This window comes from uncultured Winogradskyella sp. (genome assembly GCF_947501905.1).
Classification (GTDB): Bacteria; Bacteroidota; Bacteroidia; order Flavobacteriales; family Flavobacteriaceae; genus Winogradskyella.
The window spans coordinates 188094-211107 of record NZ_CANMXL010000005.1 but is presented as its reverse complement, the minus strand read 5'-3'; the positions used below and the strand labels follow the sequence as shown (position 1 = coordinate 211107).

General features: G+C 32.4%; 25 protein-coding genes. 19 read left to right on the top strand and 6 right to left on the bottom strand.

The genetic code is table 11. The features are described 5' to 3' along the window. The first annotated feature begins 13 nt into the window (after positions 1–13). From Q0770_RS13395 to Q0770_RS13380, 4 genes are all read left to right on the top strand, one after another. Entirely contained in the window at positions 14–1189 is a 1176-nt protein-coding gene (locus Q0770_RS13395) for a VCBS repeat-containing protein (RefSeq protein ID WP_299117802.1), read from the top strand. Positions 1190–1491: 302 nt separating this feature from the next. After that, positions 1492–1665, top strand: a complete 174-nt coding sequence (locus Q0770_RS13390) for a hypothetical protein (protein ID WP_299117801.1) — start codon at positions 1492–1494, stop codon at positions 1663–1665. 110 nt (positions 1666–1775) lie between these two features. Next, positions 1776–3797, top strand: coding sequence for a tetratricopeptide repeat-containing sensor histidine kinase (locus tag Q0770_RS13385; protein WP_299117799.1), 2022 nt, complete (start codon positions 1776–1778; stop codon positions 3795–3797). A gap of 20 nt (positions 3798–3817) precedes the next feature. Beyond that, complete coding sequence (locus tag Q0770_RS13380) at positions 3818–4486, top strand: response regulator (protein ID WP_188372812.1); 669 nt, start codon at positions 3818–3820, stop codon at positions 4484–4486. Positions 4487–4723: 237 nt separating this feature from the next. Here the strand turns inward: Q0770_RS13380 and Q0770_RS13375 are convergent, their stop codons facing one another. Next, on the bottom strand, positions 4724–5221 hold the full coding sequence (locus tag Q0770_RS13375) for a DUF456 domain-containing protein (protein WP_299117798.1): 498 nt from the start codon (positions 5219–5221) through the stop codon (positions 4724–4726). A 133-nt stretch (positions 5222–5354) separates the two neighbouring features. On the opposite strand from Q0770_RS13375, the gene Q0770_RS13370 reads away from it, so the two are divergent. The 4 genes from Q0770_RS13370 to Q0770_RS13355 all read left to right on the top strand — a co-directional run bounded on the left by Q0770_RS13370 (position 5355) and on the right by Q0770_RS13355 (position 9014). Then, complete coding sequence (locus tag Q0770_RS13370; protein ID WP_299117797.1) at positions 5355–5714, top strand: BlaI/MecI/CopY family transcriptional regulator; 360 nt, start codon at positions 5355–5357, stop codon at positions 5712–5714. A 2-nt stretch (positions 5715–5716) separates the two neighbouring features. Then, the gene (locus Q0770_RS13365; RefSeq protein WP_299117795.1) at positions 5717–7330 is read left to right on the top strand and encodes a M56 family metallopeptidase; all 1614 of its coding nucleotides are present in this window, start codon (positions 5717–5719) and stop codon (positions 7328–7330) included. A 3-nt stretch (positions 7331–7333) separates the two neighbouring features. Next, positions 7334–8467: a tetratricopeptide repeat protein gene (locus tag Q0770_RS13360; RefSeq protein ID WP_299117794.1), complete on the top strand. Its 1134-nt coding sequence runs from the start codon at positions 7334–7336 to the stop codon at positions 8465–8467. Between the two features lie 73 nt (positions 8468–8540). Then, positions 8541–9014, top strand: coding sequence for a hypothetical protein (locus Q0770_RS13355; RefSeq protein ID WP_299117793.1), 474 nt, complete (start codon positions 8541–8543; stop codon positions 9012–9014). 4 nt (positions 9015–9018) lie between these two features. Here the strand turns inward: Q0770_RS13355 and Q0770_RS13350 are convergent, their stop codons facing one another. Genes Q0770_RS13350 through Q0770_RS13335 form a run of 4 tightly spaced genes read right to left on the bottom strand, consistent with a single transcriptional unit; the run spans position 9019 to position 12787 of the window. Beyond that, on the bottom strand, positions 9019–9759 hold the full coding sequence (locus Q0770_RS13350; RefSeq protein WP_299117792.1) for a Bax inhibitor-1/YccA family protein: 741 nt from the start codon (positions 9757–9759) through the stop codon (positions 9019–9021). 3 nt (positions 9760–9762) lie between these two features. Next, entirely contained in the window at positions 9763–10638 is an 876-nt protein-coding gene (locus tag Q0770_RS13345; protein WP_299117791.1) for a hypothetical protein, read from the bottom strand. Positions 10639–10691: 53 nt separating this feature from the next. Next, positions 10692–11819, bottom strand: a complete 1128-nt coding sequence (locus Q0770_RS13340; protein ID WP_299117789.1) for a glycosyltransferase — start codon at positions 11817–11819, stop codon at positions 10692–10694. After that, entirely contained in the window at positions 11819–12787 is a 969-nt protein-coding gene (locus Q0770_RS13335) for a lysylphosphatidylglycerol synthase domain-containing protein (protein ID WP_299117788.1), read from the bottom strand. The genes Q0770_RS13340 and Q0770_RS13335 overlap by 1 nt, the downstream gene beginning before the upstream one ends. A 28-nt stretch (positions 12788–12815) precedes the next feature. Here Q0770_RS13335 and Q0770_RS13330 point away from each other — a divergent pair, with 28 nt between their 5' ends. The 7 genes from Q0770_RS13330 to Q0770_RS13300 all read left to right on the top strand — a co-directional run bounded on the left by Q0770_RS13330 (position 12816) and on the right by Q0770_RS13300 (position 17263). Then, positions 12816–13445, top strand: a complete 630-nt coding sequence (locus Q0770_RS13330; protein ID WP_299117787.1) for an outer membrane beta-barrel protein — start codon at positions 12816–12818, stop codon at positions 13443–13445. 4 nt (positions 13446–13449) lie between these two features. Next, positions 13450–14004: a crossover junction endodeoxyribonuclease RuvC gene (gene ruvC, locus Q0770_RS13325; RefSeq protein ID WP_299117819.1), complete on the top strand. Its 555-nt coding sequence runs from the start codon at positions 13450–13452 to the stop codon at positions 14002–14004. A gap of 2 nt (positions 14005–14006) precedes the next feature. After that, positions 14007–15140, top strand: a complete 1134-nt coding sequence (hemW, locus tag Q0770_RS13320; RefSeq protein ID WP_299117786.1) for a radical SAM family heme chaperone HemW — start codon at positions 14007–14009, stop codon at positions 15138–15140. Further along, on the top strand, positions 15137–15886 hold the full coding sequence (locus tag Q0770_RS13315) for a cyclase family protein (RefSeq protein ID WP_299117785.1): 750 nt from the start codon (positions 15137–15139) through the stop codon (positions 15884–15886). The genes hemW and Q0770_RS13315 overlap by 4 nt, the downstream gene beginning before the upstream one ends. A gap of 12 nt (positions 15887–15898) precedes the next feature. Next, positions 15899–16510: a DUF4230 domain-containing protein gene (locus tag Q0770_RS13310; protein WP_299117784.1), complete on the top strand. Its 612-nt coding sequence runs from the start codon at positions 15899–15901 to the stop codon at positions 16508–16510. Between the two features lie 136 nt (positions 16511–16646). After that, the gene (locus Q0770_RS14705) at positions 16647–16904 is read left to right on the top strand and encodes a GNAT family N-acetyltransferase (protein ID WP_306420474.1); all 258 of its coding nucleotides are present in this window, start codon (positions 16647–16649) and stop codon (positions 16902–16904) included. Next, entirely contained in the window at positions 16904–17263 is a 360-nt protein-coding gene (locus Q0770_RS13300) for an MmcQ/YjbR family DNA-binding protein (RefSeq protein ID WP_299117783.1), read from the top strand. Before Q0770_RS14705 ends, Q0770_RS13300 begins: the two co-directional genes overlap by 1 nt. Here Q0770_RS13300 and Q0770_RS13295 read toward each other — a convergent pair. Further along, positions 17243–18097, bottom strand: a complete 855-nt coding sequence (locus Q0770_RS13295) for an AraC family transcriptional regulator (protein WP_299117782.1) — start codon at positions 18095–18097, stop codon at positions 17243–17245. The genes Q0770_RS13300 and Q0770_RS13295 overlap by 21 nt on opposite strands. A gap of 139 nt (positions 18098–18236) precedes the next feature. On the opposite strand from Q0770_RS13295, the gene Q0770_RS13290 reads away from it, so the two are divergent. From Q0770_RS13290 to Q0770_RS13275, 4 genes are read left to right on the top strand one after another with little or no spacing between them, the layout of a single operon-like run. Further along, positions 18237–19154, top strand: coding sequence for a dihydrodipicolinate synthase family protein (locus Q0770_RS13290; protein ID WP_299117781.1), 918 nt, complete (start codon positions 18237–18239; stop codon positions 19152–19154). Between the two features lies 1 nt (position 19155). Further along, positions 19156–20742, top strand: coding sequence for an aldehyde dehydrogenase (NADP(+)) (locus tag Q0770_RS13285; RefSeq protein ID WP_299117780.1), 1587 nt, complete (start codon positions 19156–19158; stop codon positions 20740–20742). Further along, entirely contained in the window at positions 20743–21753 is a 1011-nt protein-coding gene (locus Q0770_RS13280; RefSeq protein WP_299117779.1) for a 4-hydroxyproline epimerase, read from the top strand. Between the two features lie 2 nt (positions 21754–21755). Beyond that, a complete protein-coding gene (locus Q0770_RS13275; protein WP_299117778.1) occupies positions 21756–23006 on the top strand; it encodes an FAD-binding oxidoreductase in 1251 nt (416 codons plus the stop codon). The last annotated feature ends 8 nt before the right edge of the window (positions 23007–23014 follow it).

The window sequence follows — 23014 nt, the reverse complement described above, 5'->3', positions numbered from 1 at the left end:
TAGACAACTTAAAATGAAGCAGCTAATAGTTTTTATAATCGGAATCTATTGTCTTAATATCAGTGGACAATCATTAAAAGAAGTATCATCTACTCATTTGCCAGAAATCGCTAAAAAGCCCTATAATTCGATGGATGCTAGCGTATCAGATATAGATGCTGATGGCGATTTAGATATTGTTATTGCAGTGGAGTTTTATAAAAATATCATTTTGTTAAATGACGGTAAGGGCAATTTTAAAGATGGTTCAAGTAGGCTTCCAGATAAAATTGCAGTAGCAAATACAAAACCTTATCAGTATTATCCGTATCATGATTCCGAAGATGTGATGCTAGAAGATATTGACAAAGACGGGATGTTAGACATACTTTTCGCTACTGAAGACGATAAAACCAACGAACTCTATCTCCAACAAAAAGATGGTACATTTAAAGACGTTTCAGATAAATTCCCTGTAACTAATGTATCAAATGCTTTGATTAAAGGCGATTTTGATAATGATGGTTGGGTAGATTTTATTGTTGGTAATAATGGACAAAATAATTACCTAAAAAATAGCAAAGGTATTTTAGTGGATGACACCAATAAAAGATTACCTATTATATCTGATGTCACTCAAGACGTTGAAGTTGGAGATTATGATAATGATGGTGATTTAGATGTGTTAGTTGGTAATGAGGATGATAATCGATTGTTGCAGAATAATGGTAAAGGTGTTTTTACTGATGTCACCGAACAACTTTTTAAGAGTGGTATTTCTGAAGAAACCCGCGAAGCTGATTTTGCAGACATAGATAATGATGGCGATTTAGATATTTATTTTGCAAATGTCATGATGTTTACAAAAAAGAGCCCGATTCAACGCTTACTTATTAATGAGAACGGAAAATATACGGATAAAGGTGCTGAGCAATTAAAATTTAATGCTGTCAGCGGATTGTTAGATGCCGATTTTTATGATATAGATAATGATGGAGATCAAGACTTATTACTTGGTAAATTAGATGGATTTTCAATAGGCATGAATAATGGTAAAGGTGTCTTTGAAGAGCAAACAAATACATTTCTTCGGCAGCCTATTAATGCCATTATTGTAGATATTGAAGTCGCCGATTTTAATAAAGATGGAAAACCAGATGTCTATTTAGCCTGTTTTCGAGGTCCAGATAAGTTGTTATTGGGTCAATAATAGTTGCGATTTCTTAAGCTTTTTGTTGATTTATTTATTATAATTATGTATTTAATCGATAAAAATATACATTTAATCGAATAAAAGAGGTTTTGCCATTAGGTTTTCTTTAGCTTGCAGGTTCTTAAGTAAGGCCCTAAATCACTTATTCAAGAAATTTTATTAATCCATTGATACTCTAGCAGTTCTGTTAGATGAATTCTTTTTAGTACGGTTGTTTGGAAAATAACCCAAACATTACTGTGTCTTATAAGTTTAAGGCACCATTAAAAACGACCAATATTAAACTAAAAAGAATACTTATGAAAGCTTTAAAAATTTCCCTATTATTAGTTGCTGTTGTAGTACTTACTGTATCTGTAGTTTCTAAAGATGCTGTTACTCAGGAAGAGAAAATTACGTACAAAAAGGACAATTCAAATTTTGATTTATTAGCTGTAAACAAAAAGAAGAGACAAGTACAGCAACAAGGATAAATTAATTCGTGAATATTATATTTTAGCTCTTATAATGTACATAAGGGCTTAATTTGTATCAGTTAAATAAAATTATTCTAAATTTGAGATTATTAAATTAGTTTAAAATTTTGAATTTAAAATTTTGCTTATCCTTATTTCTATTAATATATTTTAATGTAATTTCTTCACAAAGTAAATCATCCTATGATAGTATACTTAAACTAAGAAAATTATCTCAGAATAGTAATATTCCGTTTGACGAGCAAATTAAATTAGCTGAAGAGGCAATAAAACTTTCTTATGAATTAAATCAAGATTCAGTAATATTAAAAAGTGGAAGAATATTATCTCTTGCTTATTATAATGGTGGAAAAGATAGTTTATATTTAAGAATTAATTACCAAAATCTAAGTTTAGCTAATAAAATTAAAGACTCATCATCATTAGAAATAGTTAACTCTAATTTGGGAGCTTTTTTTCATAGTAAAGAACAAAACGATAGTGCGTTCTATTATTACTCAAAAGCACTTAAGTTATTCGATAAGTCTAGGAATATAGATGGTAAAGCTAGAACTTTGCTTAACATAGCTGACATTCAAGAAACTGAGAAAGATTACATAGGAGCTGAGGAGAACGCCGTAGAAGCTATTCGCCTATTAAACTCTACTGAAATAGATGAAAATGCTAGAGAGCGCCTATGGATACTTAATAACTTAATAGGTATTATATCGTTAAAGCTCAAAAACTATGATAAAGCCATAGAATACCATAACAAGGCCCAAGAGATTGCTAAGAAAATGGACTATGGTTATTATAATAATTTATATTCTATCAATAATAAAGCTATCGCTTACAGACATAAAGAAGAAATAGATAAATCTATTGAATTGTATGAGCAAGTTATTTCAGAAGATAGTTTAAATTACTACGACTCTTCTTTTTATGCAATTACATTAGGGAATCTTGCTTATACTAAATCATTTAAACCAGATAGAAATATAGATGAAATTAAGAATATATTCTATTTAGGAAAAAACATGAGTGATACTATAGCTGATCCCTTAACTAAACTAGGTATTGCAATAGATTTATCAAGATTTTATTTAGACATAAAAGAATCTGATTCTGCTCTATATTATGCAGATAGAAGTTATAAAATTTCTGATGCTATTTCTAATAATGAACTTAAATTGGAATCATTATTATTGCTGTCTAAACTAGACAAAGAGGATAGAGCTAATAGCTATTTAACAGAATATATTAAGCTATCAGATAGTCTTTTGAACTTAGAGAGGAATAAAAGAAACAAATTCGCTCGTATAGAACTTGAAACTGACCAACTCGAGGCAAAAAACGAAAAAATCTCTCGAGACAATTTTTATTTATTGTTATTATCTGCAGGACTTTTACTTACCGGAATTCTAGTATATGTGGTTATTTCTCAAAGAGCTAAAAACAAAGAGCTAAAATTAGTGCAAGCGCAACAAGAAGCCAATGAAGAGATTTATAATCTCATGCTTAACCAACAAGACAATGTAGAAGAGGCAAGAGCGCAAGAGAAGATTAGAGTCTCTAAAGAGTTGCATGATGGCGTTTTGGGCAGATTGTTTGGTGCCAGATTAAGCTTAGATAGCCTTAACTTTTCAGAAGGAAAAGAAGCTATGATGAACAGGGCTAATTATATTGGCCAGCTTAAAACCATTGAAGATGATATTCGTAAAATATCTCACGAGATGAATACCGATTTTGTTGCGGGTTCTGGGTTTATGGATATTGTTTCAGAGCTTATAGATAATCAGACTAAAGCCTACGGTTTTACTTATGATTTTAATTACACAGATGATTTTAGTTGGGAGTTTGTACCCAATAAAACGAAGATAAATATCTATCGAATCATCCAAGAATCTATGCAAAACACCTACAAACATGCTGAGGCTAAGCATGTTAAAATTGATATTTTAAGACAAAAAGATGAAATAAATATCTATATTGTAGATGACGGTAAAGGTTTTGATACATCCAAATCTAAAAAAGGTATCGGTCTAAAAAATATGACCTCTCGAGTTTCAGAAATCGGAGGTAAGATTTCATTTTCTTCAGAACCAGGAAATGGAACCACTGTCAAAGTAAAAATCCCCTATTCAGTCTAAATCAACCTACTAAACTAAAGATGCAAGAATTTAAAATCTTAATGGTAGACGATCATCCTATTATTATAGAAGGATACATGAACGTCTTAATGGCAACAAAAGCCGAAAATCAGAATCTAGAAATTGATACTGCCAATAATTGTGATATGGCAGAAATAATGATTAATAGAGCAGCAAAAGATGTGCATTATGACATCTGCTTTTTTGACATTAGCTTACCACCATCTCAAGATGGAAGATATACTTCGGGAGAAGATTTGGCAAAATTGGCTAAAAAAATGATGCCAGAAACTAAGGTTATTATTTTAACCATGTTTAATGAATCATTTAGGATACATAATATTATTAGAGAGATTAACCCTGACGGGTTTTTGATTAAGAGTGATTTAACGTCTATGGAATTAGCGGATGCTTTTCAGCACATCATAAAATCACCGCCATATTACAGTAGTACGGTACACAATTATGTAAAACAGACATTGACTAGTGAAATATATGTTGATGATATTAATAGAAAAATCTTGTACTTATTATCTCAAGGTATAAAAACAAAAAGCTTGCTAGATCACATAGCATTATCAATGAGTGCTATCGAAAAACGCAAAAAACAACTCAAGCTATTGTTTTCTGTTGAAGACGGAAAAGACGAAACTTTGCTAGAAATGGCTAAAGAAAAAGGATTTATCTAAAAAAAATAGCACTTTTTTACGGCTTAAAAAACTCCCATAGCTACTGTCAATATTGAAAACTACGGTTTTTCCGCATCAAGTCTACGGTTTTTCCGTAACATAAAGACAGAACGCTTCAGTAAATTTGTATGGTCAACAAGAATTAATTAATCCCTCTTAAGCAATTGTTGAATTAATAGCTTAAAAACCTGATAGGAAATCGACCGATGGTTCTTCTGTCAGGTTTTTTTATTTGTATTAAACCCAACTTCCGGTGTGGTTTATAACTTTTACAATAAAAAGTCCGAGGTAAACTACAGCAACAATAAATTTTAGAAATGTTGAAGTTATAAAGCCTAGAAAAGAGCCAAAAGCTGCTTTTGTAGCTCTATTAACATCATTCTTGTGTACCAATTCTCCAATAAGCGCCCCAACAAATGGCCCAATAATTACACCAAAAGGAATTGGCGATAAAAGACCTATAATTAAACCTAGAGTTGTACCAATCATTCCAGATTTACTACCGCCAAATCGTTTAGTACCAACAGCAGGTATAATATAGTCGAGTATAAATATGAGTAATGCTACAATAAATGTAACGATTAAAAATGTAGTACTTATTTCGATACCATTAGCATAGCTAAGCACAAATAAACCTGCCCAGCTAGTTAACGGACCTGGTAGTACAGGTAAAAAGCTACCGACTAACCCTAAAACCATTAGTAGTAAGCCGGCAGTGATAATAATTATTTCCATATATGTATTTAAAAAATTGTACAGATATGACGCCGGTAGATGTTAAAAGTTACATTTTTTAAACTAAAAAATTAGTTGAAACTAAAATTTTAGTTATATTAGCACTATTATTGAACTAAATACTTAGTTATAAATGAAGCAACTTACTAAAGCTGAAGAAGAAATTATGCAAGCACTTTGGCAGTTAAAAAAGGCCAATGTAAAATCTATTATAGACCTTTTACCGGCGCCAAAGCCTGCATATAATACAGTATCCACAATTGTTAGAATATTAGAATCTAAAGGTTTTGTAGACTATGAAAAGCAAGGTAAAGGCCATGTGTATTTTCCTGTTGTAGATAAAGAGGTTTATAGTAATCAATCTATAAATAAGTTAGTAGATAACTATTTTCAAGGATCATTTAAGAGTATGGTGTCGTTTTTTGTAAAGAAGAATGATGTTAATGTTCATGACATTGAAGCCTTACTAAAAGAAATTAATAAACCAGAATAGACATGTTACATTATATATTACAAATAATTGCGTTTCAGGTTGTATTTCTATTGGTTTACGATGTGTTTCTTAAGCGCGAAACATTTTTTAATTACAACAGAATGTATTTGTTGGGCACAGCAATACTTTCATTTGTACTTCCTTTTATAAAGTTAGATGCTATAAAAGCAGTAGTTCCAGAAGAGTTTGTAGTGGTATTACCAGAAGTTATTATTGGTAATATTAGCCAAACAAAAGAATTAGATAGGCAAATAGCTTTGCAAACTGAGATTGTTATGCACGAGCCTAGCATACCAGTTTGGCAAATTGTTTTTTATTCTGGAGTAGCCTTCGCAACGCTACTTTTTCTTTTCAAATTTATGAAGCTGTATTGGTTAAAATCCAATAATCCAAAACGATGGAGTGGTAACATACTTATTGTAAAGTTGCTAAAAAGTAACGCTGCATTTTCATTCTTTAATACTGTTTTTTTAGGCGAAAAAATTTCTGAAGAAGAACAGCCTACCATCCTTAAGCATGAGCTAGTTCATATAAAGCAATGGCATAGTATAGATTTATTGTTATTTGAATTTATGCGTATTGTTTTCTGGTTTAATCCATTAGTGTACATGTATCAGAATAGAATTAAAGCACTACACGAATATATTGCAGACGAAACCGCCGTAAGACAAAACGGAAAAAAGAACTATTATCAGCAATTGCTAAATCAAGTATTTGAAACAAATAATATCTCTTTTACAAATACATTTTATAAAAAGTCACTAATTAAAAAACGAATAAATATGTTAAGACAATCAAAATCAAAACAAATAGCACTTATCAAGTACTTACTTTTAATTCCTGTAATTTTTTCAATGTTACTGTATGTGTCATGTGAGAAAGGTGTCTCAGAAATTAGTACTGAACAAACATTGAATTTAGAGCAATATAGTTATACAGTGTCTCTAAAAAGTGGTATGAATGCTGAAACAAAGAAGATTCATGATAATTATGAACACTTTCTTTATAACAATAAAGATTATGTGAGCTGGGCAGAAATAAATCATGAATCAGATGAAATTAGTTACTCAATACATCATAAAGATGAAAAGTTGTCAGAAGAATTTACTGAAACAGAAGTTGGTAATAGAGACGGTAATACTTATAAAATGTATATGAACTTTAAAAGTCCTTTTGATTTTTTTGCCTCTCGAAAGTTTAATAAAAACCTTGTGGAAATTGAAGACATAAACCCAAGAGATTTTGATGGTAAAGATGAAGTGCCTTATGCCGTTATTGATAAAGCACCTACATATGATGAATGTTCAAATCTAAGTGGTGAAAAAGAGAAGAAAAAATGTACCTCACAAGAAATAGCTAAGTTTGTAAATAAGAATTTTAATATAGATTTAGCAGAAAAACTTAATTTAAGTGGTAGGCAACGCATTACAGTCTTATTCAAAATAGATGAAGGAGGTAATATCGCTTCTGTAAAAGCTAGAGCTCCTCATCCAGAACTTGAAGAAGAAGCAAAAAGAGTTATTAATATGTTACCAAAGATGATTCCAGGAGAGCATGCAGGTGAAGCTGTGACTGTTCCATATACATTGCCAATAGTTTTTCAAATTCAGCCTTAATAAATGATAAAAAAACTTTTAGTACTAATTTTAATTGTACAATTCAATGCCGAAGCTCAGTCTTCGGCATTACAGCTTGGAGATAGTTTGTATGCCAATGGTAATTATTCAAAAGCTATAAAAGCTTATGAAGAACATTCAAGTCAGAATGAAGTCTATGGTAAAATAGCCAAAGCATATCTCGCTATAGGTAATAATGGAAAAGCGCTAGAGAATTATCAAAAAAGTGTAGAAACCAATCCTGAAGACGCTTTAATAAAGTTCGAATACGCAAAGTTGTTATCCCGTTCAAAACAATATAAGGAGGCCTCTAACTTGTTTGAAGCGTTGATTTATATCGATTACAAAAATCCTAATTATCATTATCAAAAAGGCGTGGTATTAGAAAAGCTAAAGGATTCTACGTTTTTAAATCGTTATCTGTCGGCTTATCAATTAGACCAAACACATCAAAAAGCTATTTTCAAAATTGCGAAGCATTATCTTATAAAGCGTAAGCATCAAGCATCACATAAGTATATTGATAAAGGCTTGGAGAGTTATCCCGAAAATGTAGAATTAATTAGTCTTAAAGCACAAAATTATTATCATCAAGACTACCAGAATGAAGCTAAACTCTGGTTTAAAAAGTTATTAGAACTAGGTGAAGAATCTGAATTTATTCATGAAAAACTGAGCATACTCTATGCTAAAAATTCTGATTACCAAGATGCTATTTTTCATCGTAAAAAGGTATTAAACTATAACCCTTACGATGCAACATCTATGTATGTCATAGGTACTTATTATGATAGACTGAAAGATTTTAAAAAAGCTGAAGAATTTATAACCAAGTCTTTAAAACTTCAGGATGTATCGCTAAATAAGGAATATGCTCAACTAGGTAGAATTCTTAATAGACAAGAAAAGTATAAAGAAGCTATTAAAGCCTTTCAAAAAGCAGTAAGAGAAGATCCATCAGATACTTTTACGAGATTTAGCATAATATTTACTAAAGAACAATTTTATGCAGACAAAGAAGCTGTAATAAAGCTTTATGAAGATTTTATAACAAAATATAAAGACGATAAGATTTCAAAATTTGCCGAAATGCACCTTAAAGAATTAAAAGAAAAAAACTTTTTAAAGAAAGACTAATAAGTACTTAAAATGAAGCCTGTCTAGCATCTTTTAACTAAAAATTGTACTTTTCCGTTTCAGAATTTTGTTGATGAAACGATTACTTGTTCTTATTACCGTACTATTCTTATCCTGTGATTATTTCGAGAAGAAAAAAGTCAACACTGAAGATATTGTTACACAAGAATTAGAAACCATAAATTGGAATGCCGTAGATGAGTATCCAAGCTTTTCGGTATGTGACTCGGTTTCAGAAAAATTGGCTAGAAAACACTGTTTTGAAACTACGGTTTTAAATCATGTTAATGATTACCTCTCAAAACAAAGTATTGTGGTTTCTGAAAATGTTGAAGACACCATCTCTATAAAATTGGCTATTGATAAGCTTGGTAGTATTTCGGTTTTAGATATTAATACAAAACCTGAAACTCGAGAAATTATCCCAGAAATTGATACACTTTTAAGAGGTAGTATTTCTTCTTTACCCAAAATATTTGCTGCTATTAAAAGAAGGCAACATGTCAATACTGAGTTTGTACTACCTGTTGTGGTATCTATAAAATAATTGCTTATCTAAATTTTATAGCAAACTTCTGAAGCAATCGCAAAGCTTCAACATACAACCAAATCAGTGTCGCTAATAGTCCCCAAGTTGCTAACCATTCTTTCTGTTTAGGCGCACGATTTTTATAGCGTTCTATATAATCAAAGTCTAATAGTAACGCAAAAGATGCCACCAAAGCAGCAATGATGTTAAAACCAATCGCTAACCATGATGTTCCCCAGATAAAGGTTCGTATGCCAAAAAAGCTAAGAATCCAGGATACCAAATAAACCACCATGATACTAATGGTTGCTGTAATGATAACGCTTCGCACTTTTTTGGTAACCACTATTATTCGCGTTTGGTAGAGTAATAACATCACAAAAAATGTAACAATAGTCACACCAATAGCTTGATAAGGCAATTCAGGAAAGTTTTTATGCGCATATGCAGAAAATCCACCAAGAAAAAATCCTTTAGCAATGATATAAAGCGGTACTAAAAAACCAGCCCATTGTGTTCTTAGAGAGATGATAATACTAATAACTATTGACGATAACATACCGCCTAAAGTAAACCAACCTGTATCCCAGCCTTCAGTACTTAATTTCCAGATGTAAGTAGTAATAGCTGCGATAACCAATATGCCAAAAAATGATTTTACAAAAACACCCCAAACGGTCATTTTTTTTGAAGAATCTCTGCCGTCACCCCAGAAATAGTCGTTAAAAATGGGGTTAGAAGTACTAGAATTTCGTAAGCTCATATATTATAAATTGAATTTGTAGCCAATCATAAAATCAGTTGGAAAGCTATCATTATTATCTAACCCAAAAGCATAAAAGCGGTCGTATAAAATAGAGATATAACTATTGTCTGAAATTTTAATATCTGCACCAATTCCAAAAATAAAAGGCACATCAAACTCAGAGTCATCTTGTTGTACAATACTAGTGACATTATTTTCGGTAATGGTTCGGTCTACAGAAAATATATTTACCGAAGCAAAACGTGTTTGGGCATAAATATTAAACCCTTCTTTTCGTAAAAAGCGAACCCGATAGCCTAATGAAAACTCAGTGCTTTTATAATCTCCACTTGAGCCAAATGTCTGTCTAGCCTGTAACATCCCGGAATGTATCGGATTGTCTGTATCGCCAAACAATTCTAATTCAGCTGCTAATTGTAAAGATGATTGGTCATCAATATTTTCAACTAAAGGATGGTTAGTTAAACCTCCGAAAAATGCCAATCTAAAATTAACCTTGGTATTGGTGTTTCTTACATTGTAATCTATATCAACACTTTTATTGTACTTATCTATAAAACGTTTTAGGCTACCTGTAGTGAGTTTTACATTTTCAGCAGAAAGATTACTTCCAGAAGTCAGATTATTTAAAACAGAGACATATTCTTTATTAAAAGCTCTTCCCTCGCCTCTAGTATTTTTAAGCTCGGAAATTGTACCATCTTTAGTTTTTACAAAGTAGCGATATGTTCCGTTGGTCACAGTCCATAGTAAGTCCAAATCACCATCGACTTCAGTTTGTAGTTCTAAGGTTTCTTCACCGACTTTATATGTTTTTTGAGCATATCCAATAGCTATAAAGGCTAAAAATAAACAGGAAAGAATAATCTTTTTCATGACGTTAGGTTTTTGGGACTTTTGTTAAATCTACCAAAAATATCTGTAATTCTTTATTTTTTAAATACTCTGCCCTTCCATTTATAGGCTGTAAAAGGCGAGATTATTGCAATATAAGCTGTAAGAAAAGGATAAATAAGGCTTACAAATACATAAGATAGTAAGACAGGTTCTTGTCTATAAAAACGAGCAGCTTTAAAAATAAGCAATAGGTCAATACTAAACTTAATAAGAAATAATAGGATAATGGTCTTTAAGGATAATATATCAAATAGGTAAAACGGTATTAAACTTGCCATAATCAGATTGATAAGTAGAACAAGTAAGCCAATGAGTTTGGGAAACCAAGATTTATAATGACTCGATTTAGAAGCCCAACGTATGCGTTGCTGAATGTATGCTTTAAGATTTTCTGAAACTTTAGTTGTTACGATGGCTTTTTCAGACTTTAAAAAGTGAACTCTTTCTGAATTTTCTTTTATTAACTTTTGAAGTAAAAAGATATCATCTCCACTAGCAATGTTAGTATTACCATCAAAACCATTGACTTGCTTAAATATGTTTTTTGAATATGCGAAATTAGCACCATTGCACATAAAAGGCTTCTTAATACCAAAGCTACCAATAGTAACACCTTGCAAACTCAAAGCGTCAATAATTTGAAAGCGGTTAAAGAATGAAGATTGTCCAGTAAATCTTATTGGTCCAGCAATAGTTATTGTATCATTAGTTTGTATGAATTCATCATAGCAGTCTAGCCAGTATTTTGGTAGTACACAATCAGCATCAGTTGTTAAAACCCAATCATATTTTGAAATTTTTATAGCATTTGTAATTGCATCTTTTTTTGGAGAATTTGATGCTCTAGTATTGTCAATTATTCTGAAATCTATTTTTTTTGATTTCAATAAGCGCTCAATTATTTCAACAGAGCCATCATTAGATTCATCATCAACTAAAATGATTTCAAAATGCGAATTAGGATAATTTAAATTTTGAATTGATTTTAATAAGTTTGGAAGGTTTTCAGCTTCATTCCTAAATGGAATAATCACTGAAAATTTAGTTTTTGGGTTTAAGTCTTGAAGTTTAAAATCCTCAATAGTATTAAAGCCATTGTTCAGCCAAGCAATTAAAATGAGGTAGATAATAACAATTATAAAACAGGCTATAAACAACATTAATCAGTGGCTTTTGGGAGTTTAAAATTGAGCACAAAGTAGCTGCCAAATAGGCTAGGTAAAATAAAATTAAGTAGCCACATCAAGGTAGATACAGAAAGTATTGTTAAGTCGTCTATACCCAGGAAGCTAAATAAATAAACCGCAGCACTAGTTTTAATTAAGACATCAAAAACCGCCAAAGATGGTACAATAGATGCTAAAAAATACATGCTGCTTATTGCAACCATAGCTGTTTTATAATCAATATCTACACCAAAAATTTGTAATAAAAAATAAAACTGAAACGAGAATATACTATATCTAATTAGTGATAAACCAAAATTTAGAGCATGTATGCGTCTCGGTATGTTTTTTACAAAATCGATAATCCGTTCTATAGAGAAGCCTTTGATTTTAAAACGGGATTGTTGTAGACCAAAAGCAGCAAAAGATGCTACGACGACTACAATTATTAAGAAACGAGAGACCTTGCGAAAGTTTAATTCTAAGTCATAAGTTGAATAAAAAGCAACCATTCCAACTATACCAATTATTGTAGTCACAGTCATTTGACTCACATTACCTATGAGATTCAATAAAACGATTCGTTTTCTATATGGCTTAGGATAATAGATGGCTTTTGCGCCATAGTCACCAATACGATTTGGTGTAATTAGAGATGCTGTTAATCCGCCAAGACTTTGTTCTAAAGCTTCAAAAAGCGATATTTTTTTAATTATACTGACTAAAATCTTCCATTTTAAGATTTCAAAAAACCAATTAGAAATGGTTAAAAAGAGCAAAAAAATGATGTTTTTAGTCGAAAAAGCATCCATTTTGGTTAAAAATGATGCAAATTCAGAGAAATTGAGATTTTCATTTTTAAGTAATCTGTTGTAGATGTAATAAGAAGCACCAACTATTATACTTAGTTTAATTATCGCAATAAAGAATTGCTTAGATTTGTATGGAAGCTGTCCTAGCACATTACAAATTAAACCAATTTATAAGACTATGCGATTACAATTTTTAAAATACATTTTAGCATTTTTTATTTTAGGTAATGTCCACGCGCAACGTAAAGAAATAAGTACATGGAGTGCACAGATTTCATTAGGTGTTAATTCTCCTTCAAAATCTGGATTTATCAATTCTGCGCCAGCTCAAGGCTTAAATTTTCCAACTGTGAATTTAGGCGTGCAACGTATGTTTAGTAGAACTTTAGGAGCAAAATTAGATTATGGATTTAACCGTTTTAAAAGTGAAAGTGATATACAAGAATTTAAGGTCAATTATTCTAGGATAAACGCTCAGTTAGTTTATAATCCTTCTGAAGCATTGAACTTTTTGCCGCAACCTATGCAAGTTGTGTTACATGCAGGTCCAGGTTTTTCTTTTGCTAAGCCCTTAGGAACATTAGACGATAACAAACAGTCTTATCTTAATTTTAATTTAGGTTTTGAAGTGCATTACGAAATTAATAAGAAAGTGAAGCTTTATACCGATTTGTCTTATATCTATGGCTTTACCAGCTTGGACGATTATAATCCAGAATTATTAGGTTTAGGTGCATTTAACGGTAGTGTTATCACACTCTCTTTTGGAGTTTCAATTGCCTTAAGTGGCTGCTATTATTGCGAATAAGTTTATGGCTACAGAAAAAATAATTTTAGGTATTGACCCAGGGACAACGATTATGGGATTTGGTCTCATAAAAGTGGTAGGTAAAAAGATGGAGTTTTTACAGTTAAATGAATTACAACTCAAAAAATACGATGACCATTATCTAAAATTAAAACTCATTTTTGAACGTACTGTTGAGCTTATCGATACCCATCACCCAGACGAAATTGCTATTGAAGCACCATTCTTTGGTAAAAATGTACAAAGTATGTTAAAGTTGGGACGCGCTCAAGGTGTGGCAATGGCTGCAGGCCTGTCTCGCGAAGTGCCCATTACAGAATATGCTCCTAAGAAAATTAAAATGGCAATTACTGGTAACGGTAATGCCAGTAAAGAACAAGTAGCAAAAATGTTGCAAAGCATGTTAGGGCTAAAAGAATTACCAAAAAATCTAGATTCTATGGATGGTTTGGCAGCAGCAGTTTGTCATTTTTACAATGCGGGTCGTGTACAAGTTGTCAAGAGTTATTCTGGTTGGTCAAGTTTTGTAAAACAGAATGAAGACCGCGTTAAGAAATAAGAATGTCTGGCGTCTACATCCACATACCATTTTGTAAACAAGCTTGTCACTATTGCGATTTCCATTTTTCAACCTCGTTAAAAAAACGAGACGAGATGGTTGAAGCTTTAGCTAAGGAGATTAAGCTAAGAAAAGATGAATTTCAAAATACAACAGTTGAGACGATCTACTTTGGTGGCGGAACACCAAGTGTATTAACCACTAAAGAATTACAATATTTAATAGATACGGTTTATAAAAATTATAAGGTTTCAGAAACACCAGAAATAACTATAGAAGCAAATCCAGATGATTTGTCTAAAGATAGAATTGTTGAGTTGTCTAAAAGTCCAGTTAATCGTTTAAGTATTGGTATTCAATCCTTCTTTGAGGACGATTTAAGACTAATGAATCGCGCGCATAATGCTAAAGAAGCAAAAGATTGTTTAGAGGAAGCTACAAAGCACTTCAATAATATTTCTGTTGATTTAATCTACGGGATTCAAAATTCGACCAATGAGAAATGGCTTCAAAATATTGAAACAGCATTACATTATAATGTACCACATATTTCGAGTTATGCATTAACCGTTGAGCCAAAGACGGCATTAGCATCATTCATTAAAAAAGGGATTGTCGATGATGTCGATGATGAGCAAGCGCACGAGCAGTTTAATATTCTAAAAGAACGATTAGAAAGTGAAGGTTTTGTGAATTACGAACTATCAAATTTTGGGAAAGAAGGTTTCTTTAGCCGAAATAATACAGCGTATTGGCAAGGCAAAACGTATATAGGTATTGGTCCTTCGGCACATTCGTTTAATGGAAAACAACGCGGTTGGAACATCAGGAATAATTCAAAGTATATAAAGTCAATTTCAGAAGGTAAACTCCCAATAGAGATTGAGAACTTGACTACGACAGACTGTTATAATGAATATATCATGACAGGCCTAAGAACCATTTGGGGCGTGTCTTTACAAAAGATTGAAAATGATTTTGGATTGACGTATAAAGACTACATTTTAAAGACGGCTGAGCCATTGATAAATCAAGATTTGTTGTATCTTGAAGCTGCGCATATACATGTTACAAAAAAAGGTCAATTTTTAAGTGATGGTATAGCGTCAGAATTATTTAAAGTCAACTTATCTTGATAGCAACAATACAACTCAAATCCAAAAAAATAAAAATAGACTTATCCAATCCGTTAGATATTTCTATTCCAATTCGCCATGGCGAAAAAAATGTCAATGCATGGTATATTGGACCGCCAAAAATAGAACCAGAACAATTTGATGGAGATATCGTAAGTGTTTCTGAAGGCGCATCGGTAAATTTTAATACCATTACTTTTAATCCGCATTCTCACGGCACACATACCGAAACTGTAGGACATATTATTGCAGAAAAACACTCCATAAACAAAGCTTTAAAACAGTTTTTCTTTTTGACAGAAGTCATTACAGTAGCTCCAGAAAAGTCTAATGAAGATTTTGTAATTTCAGCAAAACAATTACGTTTTGCTATTGGTAATAAGCTACGTGAAGCTATTGTTATTAGAACAATCCCAAACCAAAAGGATAAAAAGACCATGCAATACTCTAATACCAATTGGCCATATTTAACCCAAGATGCTATTGAATATTTGGTAAAAAAAGGTGTCAAACATTTATTAATTGATCAGCCAAGTGTTGATCGAGAAAAAGATGGTGGCGAGTTGCGCTCACATCATACCTTTTGGAATACAAAAGGAGATATTAGAAAAGATGCTACAATAACAGAATTTATTTATGTGTCTAACAAGATTGATGATGGTTGTTACATGCTTAATCTTCAAATCGCACCATTTGAGAATGATGCTACGCCAAGTAAACCTATTTTGTACAAAGTTTTAGATTAATTAAAGATTTACATGGAAACTTTCTTTATCATAATCATTAGCATTTTAGTCACTTTAGGTATTGTAACTATAGTAAAGCAATGGCTAAACAAAAAGAAAACAAATGAGCAATCGATTATTTTGCTCGATAAGATAAAGCGCGTTTGTAAATTTATTACAGTCGAAGGCGACTTTGCCGAAATCTATCATTACGAAGACGTTAAAGAAAAATTTTTAAAACTCATTTCGAGCAAGAAAAAAGCTTTAGTTGTAATTAATGCCAAAGCACATGTTGGGTTTGATTTAAGTAAGCTGAAAATGGATGCTAACGCAACAACTAAACGAGTAGTGTTGACGCATTTTCCTCAGCCTGAAGTGTTATCTATTGAAACCAATATCAATTATTATGATAAGCAAGACGGTATGTTTAATAAGTTTGAAGCTTCAGATTTAACAGAGTTGCATACCAATGCTAAGTCTCATATTGAAGAAAAAATACCAGAAAGTGGTTTGTTCAATATCGCTCGAGGAGAAGCTTTAGAAGCTATTCAGCTTATAGAATCTATTGTTGAAACTATTGGATGGAAATTAGATTATTCAGCATTGAAAATAGAAGCATCAGAAGTTAAAAAATTAAAAAATTGATAGAAATAACAACTGATAAAAGTAAATTACAAGCTGAAGTAATTCATCAATTTTTAACTGAACCTATTGGGCTAAAGGACGAACACTAGAAGAGGTTAAAACATCTATAGACAACTGTTTATGCTTTGGTGTTTATTTGGGAGACAAACAAATAGGTTTTGCCAGAATTGCAACCGATTATGTTGTTTTTGCTTATCTCATGGATGTTTTTATCCTTCCAGAATATAGAGGAAAAGGCTATTCAAAACAACTCATAAAAACGGTCTGCGAGGAACCCAAACTTCAAAATTGTAAAATTTGGATGCTTAAAACAGCAGATGCTCATGGATTGTATAAACAATTTGGATTCACTGAATTAGAATATCCTGAGAAATTAATGGAACGACTTTTATAATGAATATAGAACAGTTTAGAGACTATTGCATGAATAAAAAGGAAGTCACTGAGCACTTTCCTTTCGATGAAGATACCCTAGTTTTTAAAGTTTGTAATAAGATGTTTGCTCTAGCATCACTGTCAAAATGGGAACAAGGTTTAGGCGCAATAAACCTAAAGTGTGACCCAGAATATGCACTAGAACTTAGAGCGGAATATGATAGTATTGTTGAAGGCTGGCATATGAGTAAAAAACATTGGAATACGGTTAATGTATACCAAGGAATTTCACCTAAATTATTGTCTAGCTTAATAGATCATTCTTATGATATGGTGGTAAAAGGCTTGCCAAAAAAATTAAGAGATAACTTGCTTTGATTTCTTAAATTCTAAAGGGCTCTGTCTTTTTAACTTTTTAAACTGTCTGTTGAAATTAGAGATATTATTATAACCTGATAATTCCGCAGCTTCAGTCATAGAAAGTTCATTATTATTTATAATAAGTTGACTTGCATTTTGTATGCGTAGTTCATTTAAAAACTCTATGTATGTCTTGTTTGTTCGTTTTTTAAAATACTTACAGAAGGCATTTTTTGTCATATTAGCAATCCTAGCAATATCATTTAGAGTAATATTATCTTTGTAATTGTCTAGGGTGAATTCAAAAATCTTACGCATTCTGTCTCCTTCATTTGCGCTATAAGTTTTATGATATGTTAAAGAGGATAAAATTTCTAATTCTGAATTTGAGATAGCTTCAAGAATCTGTAATAGAATGATAAACCTATTTAGCTTTGAAGCGTTCTTTAATTGATTAAAGTAACTCTTAATTCCACTAGTATCTGAGATTACTTTAAAGCCTTGCTTTGCCTCTTCAAAAAAGCGATTTATACCATTGAATTCTGGTAATTGAAAAAAATCAACACCAAATGATGAGCTTGTAAAAAACAGACTTATCATATGCGAGTTTTCAATGCAATTATTGTCTGTTTTAAACACATGAGGTAGGTTACTTCCAATAACAATAATATCATCTTGATTATATTGATTTATGGCATCACCAGCGACAAGTGTCCCAGAACCATATACGATGTAACTTATTTGTATTTCTTCATGTTGATGAAGTTTGTCATAAAAAATAGGAGCATCGTCTACCTGATATATTAACCCGCTTAAATCAGGTTTGGGAATTACAAAAGGAAGTACTTTCATTTAGATTATTGCATTAATATTATTCAAATATATCAGATAATATGTAAAAATGGATAATATAATATTAATAATGAATAATATCACATTGAAATATTGCGATTGTCTGATTTACTTTTATTGAGTAAAATTTAAATTAATTATGAGTATAAATTGGGAAGGCGTAATGCCTGCAGTAACTACAAAATTTACTGAAAACGATGAGCTAGATTTAAAGGCTTTTAAAATTAATATTCAAGCTCAGTTAGATGCTGGTGTTCATGGAATTGTTCTGGGTGGGACTTTAGGAGAGGCCAGTACATTATCTGATGATGAAAAAAGAACGCTTACAAGAGAGACTGTAGCTTTTGTAAATAATAAAGTTCCTGTGCTAATTAACATAGCTGAGCAAACCACTAAAGCAGCTATTGAAGCTGCAAAAAGAGCTGAAGAAGATGGTGCAAAAGGATTAATGATGCTACCTCCAATGCGATATAAATCTGGAGATAAAGAAACAATTGAATACTTTAAATCTGTTGCCAATAGTACAAAATTGCCAATAATGGTATATAACAATCCTGTAGATTATAAGGTAGAAGTGTCTTTAAATATGTTTGAAGAGTTATTGGAAAATTGCCCAAATATTCAAGCAGTTAAAGAATCTACTAGAGATATTTCTAACATTACGCGGATTATAAATAGGTTTGGTAATCGTTTAAAAATAATGACAGGTGTAGACACCTTGGCTTTAGAGAGTCTTTTTATGGGAGCCAATGGTTGGATTGCTGGTTTAGTTTGTGCTTTCCCCAAAGAAACAGTTGCAATTTATGAACTGCAAAAAGCTGGCAGAATTAAAGAAGCTCTTGAAATTTATCGTTGGTTTTTACCTTTGTTAGAGTTGGATATTAATCCTAAATTAGTACAAAACATTAAGCTTGCTGAGGTTGCAACAGGTATTGGGACAGAAAATGTAAGAGCACCTCGTTTACCTTTATCAGGAGAAGAACGTCTACATGTTTTGGATGTAATTACGCAAGGCTTAAAAACAAGACCATCTTTACCAGACTATAAAAATCTTTAGAATGATTACAGGAAAAAATTATATAGGCCATCTGCAATCTGCAAAAGGCAATACAAGCTATAAGACTTTTAACCCTCAATTAAATATTGAGAATCAAACGATTTTCACTGAAGCTACTTCAGATGAGATTGACGACGCTGTTGCGCTGGCAACAGTAGCATTTTCTTCATACAAATCCATTTCAGGAAAAAAGAAGTCAGCATTTTTAAATGCTATTGCTGATGAGATTTTAGCATTAGATGATGAGCTGATACAAACGTATTGTTCTGAAACAGGTTTACCAGAAGGAAGAGCGAAAGGAGAAAGAGGTAGAACAGTCGGTCAATTAAGGAGTTTTGCAGATTTAGTAAAAGAAGGTTCTTGGGTAGACGCTGCTATAGATACAGCACACCCAGATAGACAACCGATGCCAAAATCAGATATTAGAAAATTATTAGTACCACTAGGCCCTGTTGTTGTTTTTGGTGCGAGTAATTTTCCATTGGCATATTCAACAGCAGGTGGAGATACAGCAGCTGCATTAGCGTCTGGTTGTCCGGTTATAGTAAAATCTCATCCTATGCATGCGGGGACAGGCGAACTTATAGCTAGTGCCATAATAAAAGCAGCTAAAGATACAGGAATGCCAAATGGTGTGTTTTCAAATCTTAACAGTAGCGGAATTGATGTTGGGACACATTTGGTAAAACATCCTCAAGTAAAAGCTGTTGGCTTTACAGGGAGTATTAAGGGTGGTCGAGCACTTTATGATTTAGCTGCTCAACGCGATGAGCCTATTCCTGTTTTTGCAGAAATGGGAAGTATTAATCCTGTAGTTATTTTGCCAAAAGCTTTAGAAAATCGAAGAGAGAATCTTGCTAAAACTTATGCAGGTTCTATCACTTTAGGAACAGGACAATTTTGCACAAATCCAGGATTAATTTTAGGTTTAAAAAGTGAAGCGCTTTCAAGTTTTATAGAACAACTTTCGTCAGAAATTACAAAGCTAGAACCAGCCTGTATGTTGCACCCAAATATTTCTCAAGCTTATAATAACAATAAAGAAAAGGCCATGTCTCAAAACGACATAAACATTGTTGCAAATTATAAGGATCAAACACAGCCTAACTACGCTGGTCAAGCTGTACTTACTGTAAATGGAAACACATTTTTAAATAACACAACCTTACATCAAGAAGTTTTTGGCCCATTTTCTATGGTTGTTCAATGTGAGAGTAAAGCACAATTAGAAGAGATTATCTCAAAACTAGAAGGCCAATTAACAGGAACTCTAATTGCCGAAAAAGATGAAGCTTCTAACTATTCAGAAGTTGTTTCGGCATTACAAAATAGAGTAGGAAGATTAATTTATAATGGTGTCCCGACTGGTGTTGAGGTTTGTCCGTCGATGGTACATGGTGGGCCATATCCTTCTTCAACGGATAGTCGTTTTACTGCTGTTGGCATTCATTCTATAAAACGATGGGTAAGACCATTTAGTTATCAAGATTGGCCTAATAATCTATTACCAGACGAGTTAAAGAATGAAAACCCTTTAGATATTTCAAGGCTAGTAAATAATAATCAAACCAAAGCACCAATTGAGTAAATGGCTAAGAACACTTTTGTTTGTATTGATGCTCACACCTGTGGTAATCCTGTAAGAGTCATTAAAAGTGGTGGACCAAAGCTTATAGGTAAAAGCATGAGTGAGAAGCGCCAGCATTTTCTAAGAGAATACGATTGGATTAGAAAAGGTCTCATGTTTGAGCCTCGTGGGCATGATATGATGAGCGGAAGTATTTTATATCCACCTCACAATCCTGAAAATGACTTTGCGATTTTATTTATAGAAACTTCTGGGTGCTTGCCCATGTGCGGACATGGTACAATCGGGACCATAACAATAGCTATTGAAGAAGGTTTAGTACAGCCCAAAATTCCAGGTAAAATACGAATGGAAGCTCCTGCCGGTTTGGTTGAAATAGACTATCAAAAAACAAATAATAAAGTAGATTGGGTAAAGTTAACCAATGTAAAAAGCTACCTCACAGCAACTGATTTAACTGTTGATTGTCCAGAACTTGGCGAAATTATTTTTGATGTAGCCTACGGCGGAAATTTCTATGCTATTATTGACCCACAAAAAAACTTTAGTGGAGTTCAAGATTTTACTGCTAGTCAAATTATAAGCTATTCGCAAGTTGTAAGAGAACGCATAAATAACAAATACCCAAATCAATTTATTCATCCAGAAAATGAAACCATAAAAGATGTAACACATTTGCTTTGGACAGGCAGCCCAATTGATGAAAATTCATCTGGAAGAAATGCTGTCTTTTATGGTGATAAGGCTATTGATAGAAGTCCATGTGGCACAGGAACATCAGCAAGATTGGCACAATTATATAGTAAAGGGCAATTAAAAATCGGTGAACCTTTTATTCATGAAAGTTTTATAGGTAGTACCTTTATTGGACGAGTTGAAAAAGAAACGAGCTTGTATGGTAAGCTGGCCATAGTGCCGAGTATTCAAGGTTGGGCAAAAATTTATGGGCATAATACCATTACTATTGATGATGAAGATGACCCTTATGCATCTGGATTTCAAGTTATATAAAAATGAGTAAAAACGTAGTCATCATTGGAGGTGGAATAATAGGTTTAAGTTCAGCTTACTATTTACATAAATCTGGATGTAAAGTGACTGTTGTAGATAAATCTAACTTTACTAATGGTGCTTCTTATGTAAATTCGGGTTACATAACACCAAGCCATTTTGTACCATTATCTCAACCAGGAATTATCACAAAAGGCTTAAAATGGATGTTAAATCCTGCAAGTCCATTTTATGTCAAACCTCGATTAGATATAGATTTTTTGAAATGGGTTTACGCTTTTAAGAAATCTGCAAAAGCATCAAAAGTAGAAAAGGCTACACCAATACTTATAGACTTTAATGTTTTAAGTAGAGAGTTATACAAAGAGATGAAGGTTTCAGGAGATTTTGATTTCCATTATGAACGAAAGGGTTTATTAATGTGTTATCAATCTAATAAAGCGGGCGAAGAAGAATGGAAAGTTGGTCAACGAGCTATTAAAGAAGGTTTGAAAGTTGAAAATCTTTCGCCCTCAGAAGTAAAATCATTAGAGCCAAATGCAGATTTAAATATAAAAGGTGCTGTTTACTTTCATTCCGATGCTCATATGACGCCTAATGATTTTATGAGGGATATGATTGGATTTTTAAAGTCTGAAGGTGTAGAGTTCTTTGCAAATGAAGAAGTTTTAGATATTGAAATTACTAGCAATTCAATTTCAAAAATTATAACCAATAAGCAAAAGTTTGTAGCCGATGAAGTTGTAATAGCTGCCGGAAGCTGGAGCCAAAAGTTATCAAAAAAGTTAGGAATTAAAATTCCGCTTCAAGCAGGGAAAGGGTATTCTATTAATGTTGAAGAACCTACAGGAATTACAATTCCGGCGATATTAAGTGAAGCAAAAGTTGCGGTGACACCAATGGATGGTTTTACCAGATTTGGCGGTACGATGGAAATTGCAGGCATCAACAATACTATTAATCCTGTAAGAGTTAATGCAATTGCCAAAGCAGCCAAAAACTATTACTCTAGCCTTGATGATATAAAGTCAGAAACATTAAATAGTGCTAAGTACGGACTCAGACCATGTTCGCCAGATGGGTTACCATATATTGGGAAATCCTCAAAATGTAAAAATTTGACGATTGCTACTGGTCATGCTATGATGGGTTGGAGTTTAGGGCCAGCAACAGGAAAAATAGTGTCCGAAATTATTCAAGATAAAAAGACAAGTTTGGATATGAATTTATTTCATCCTGATAGGAGATTTTAGTTTATGCT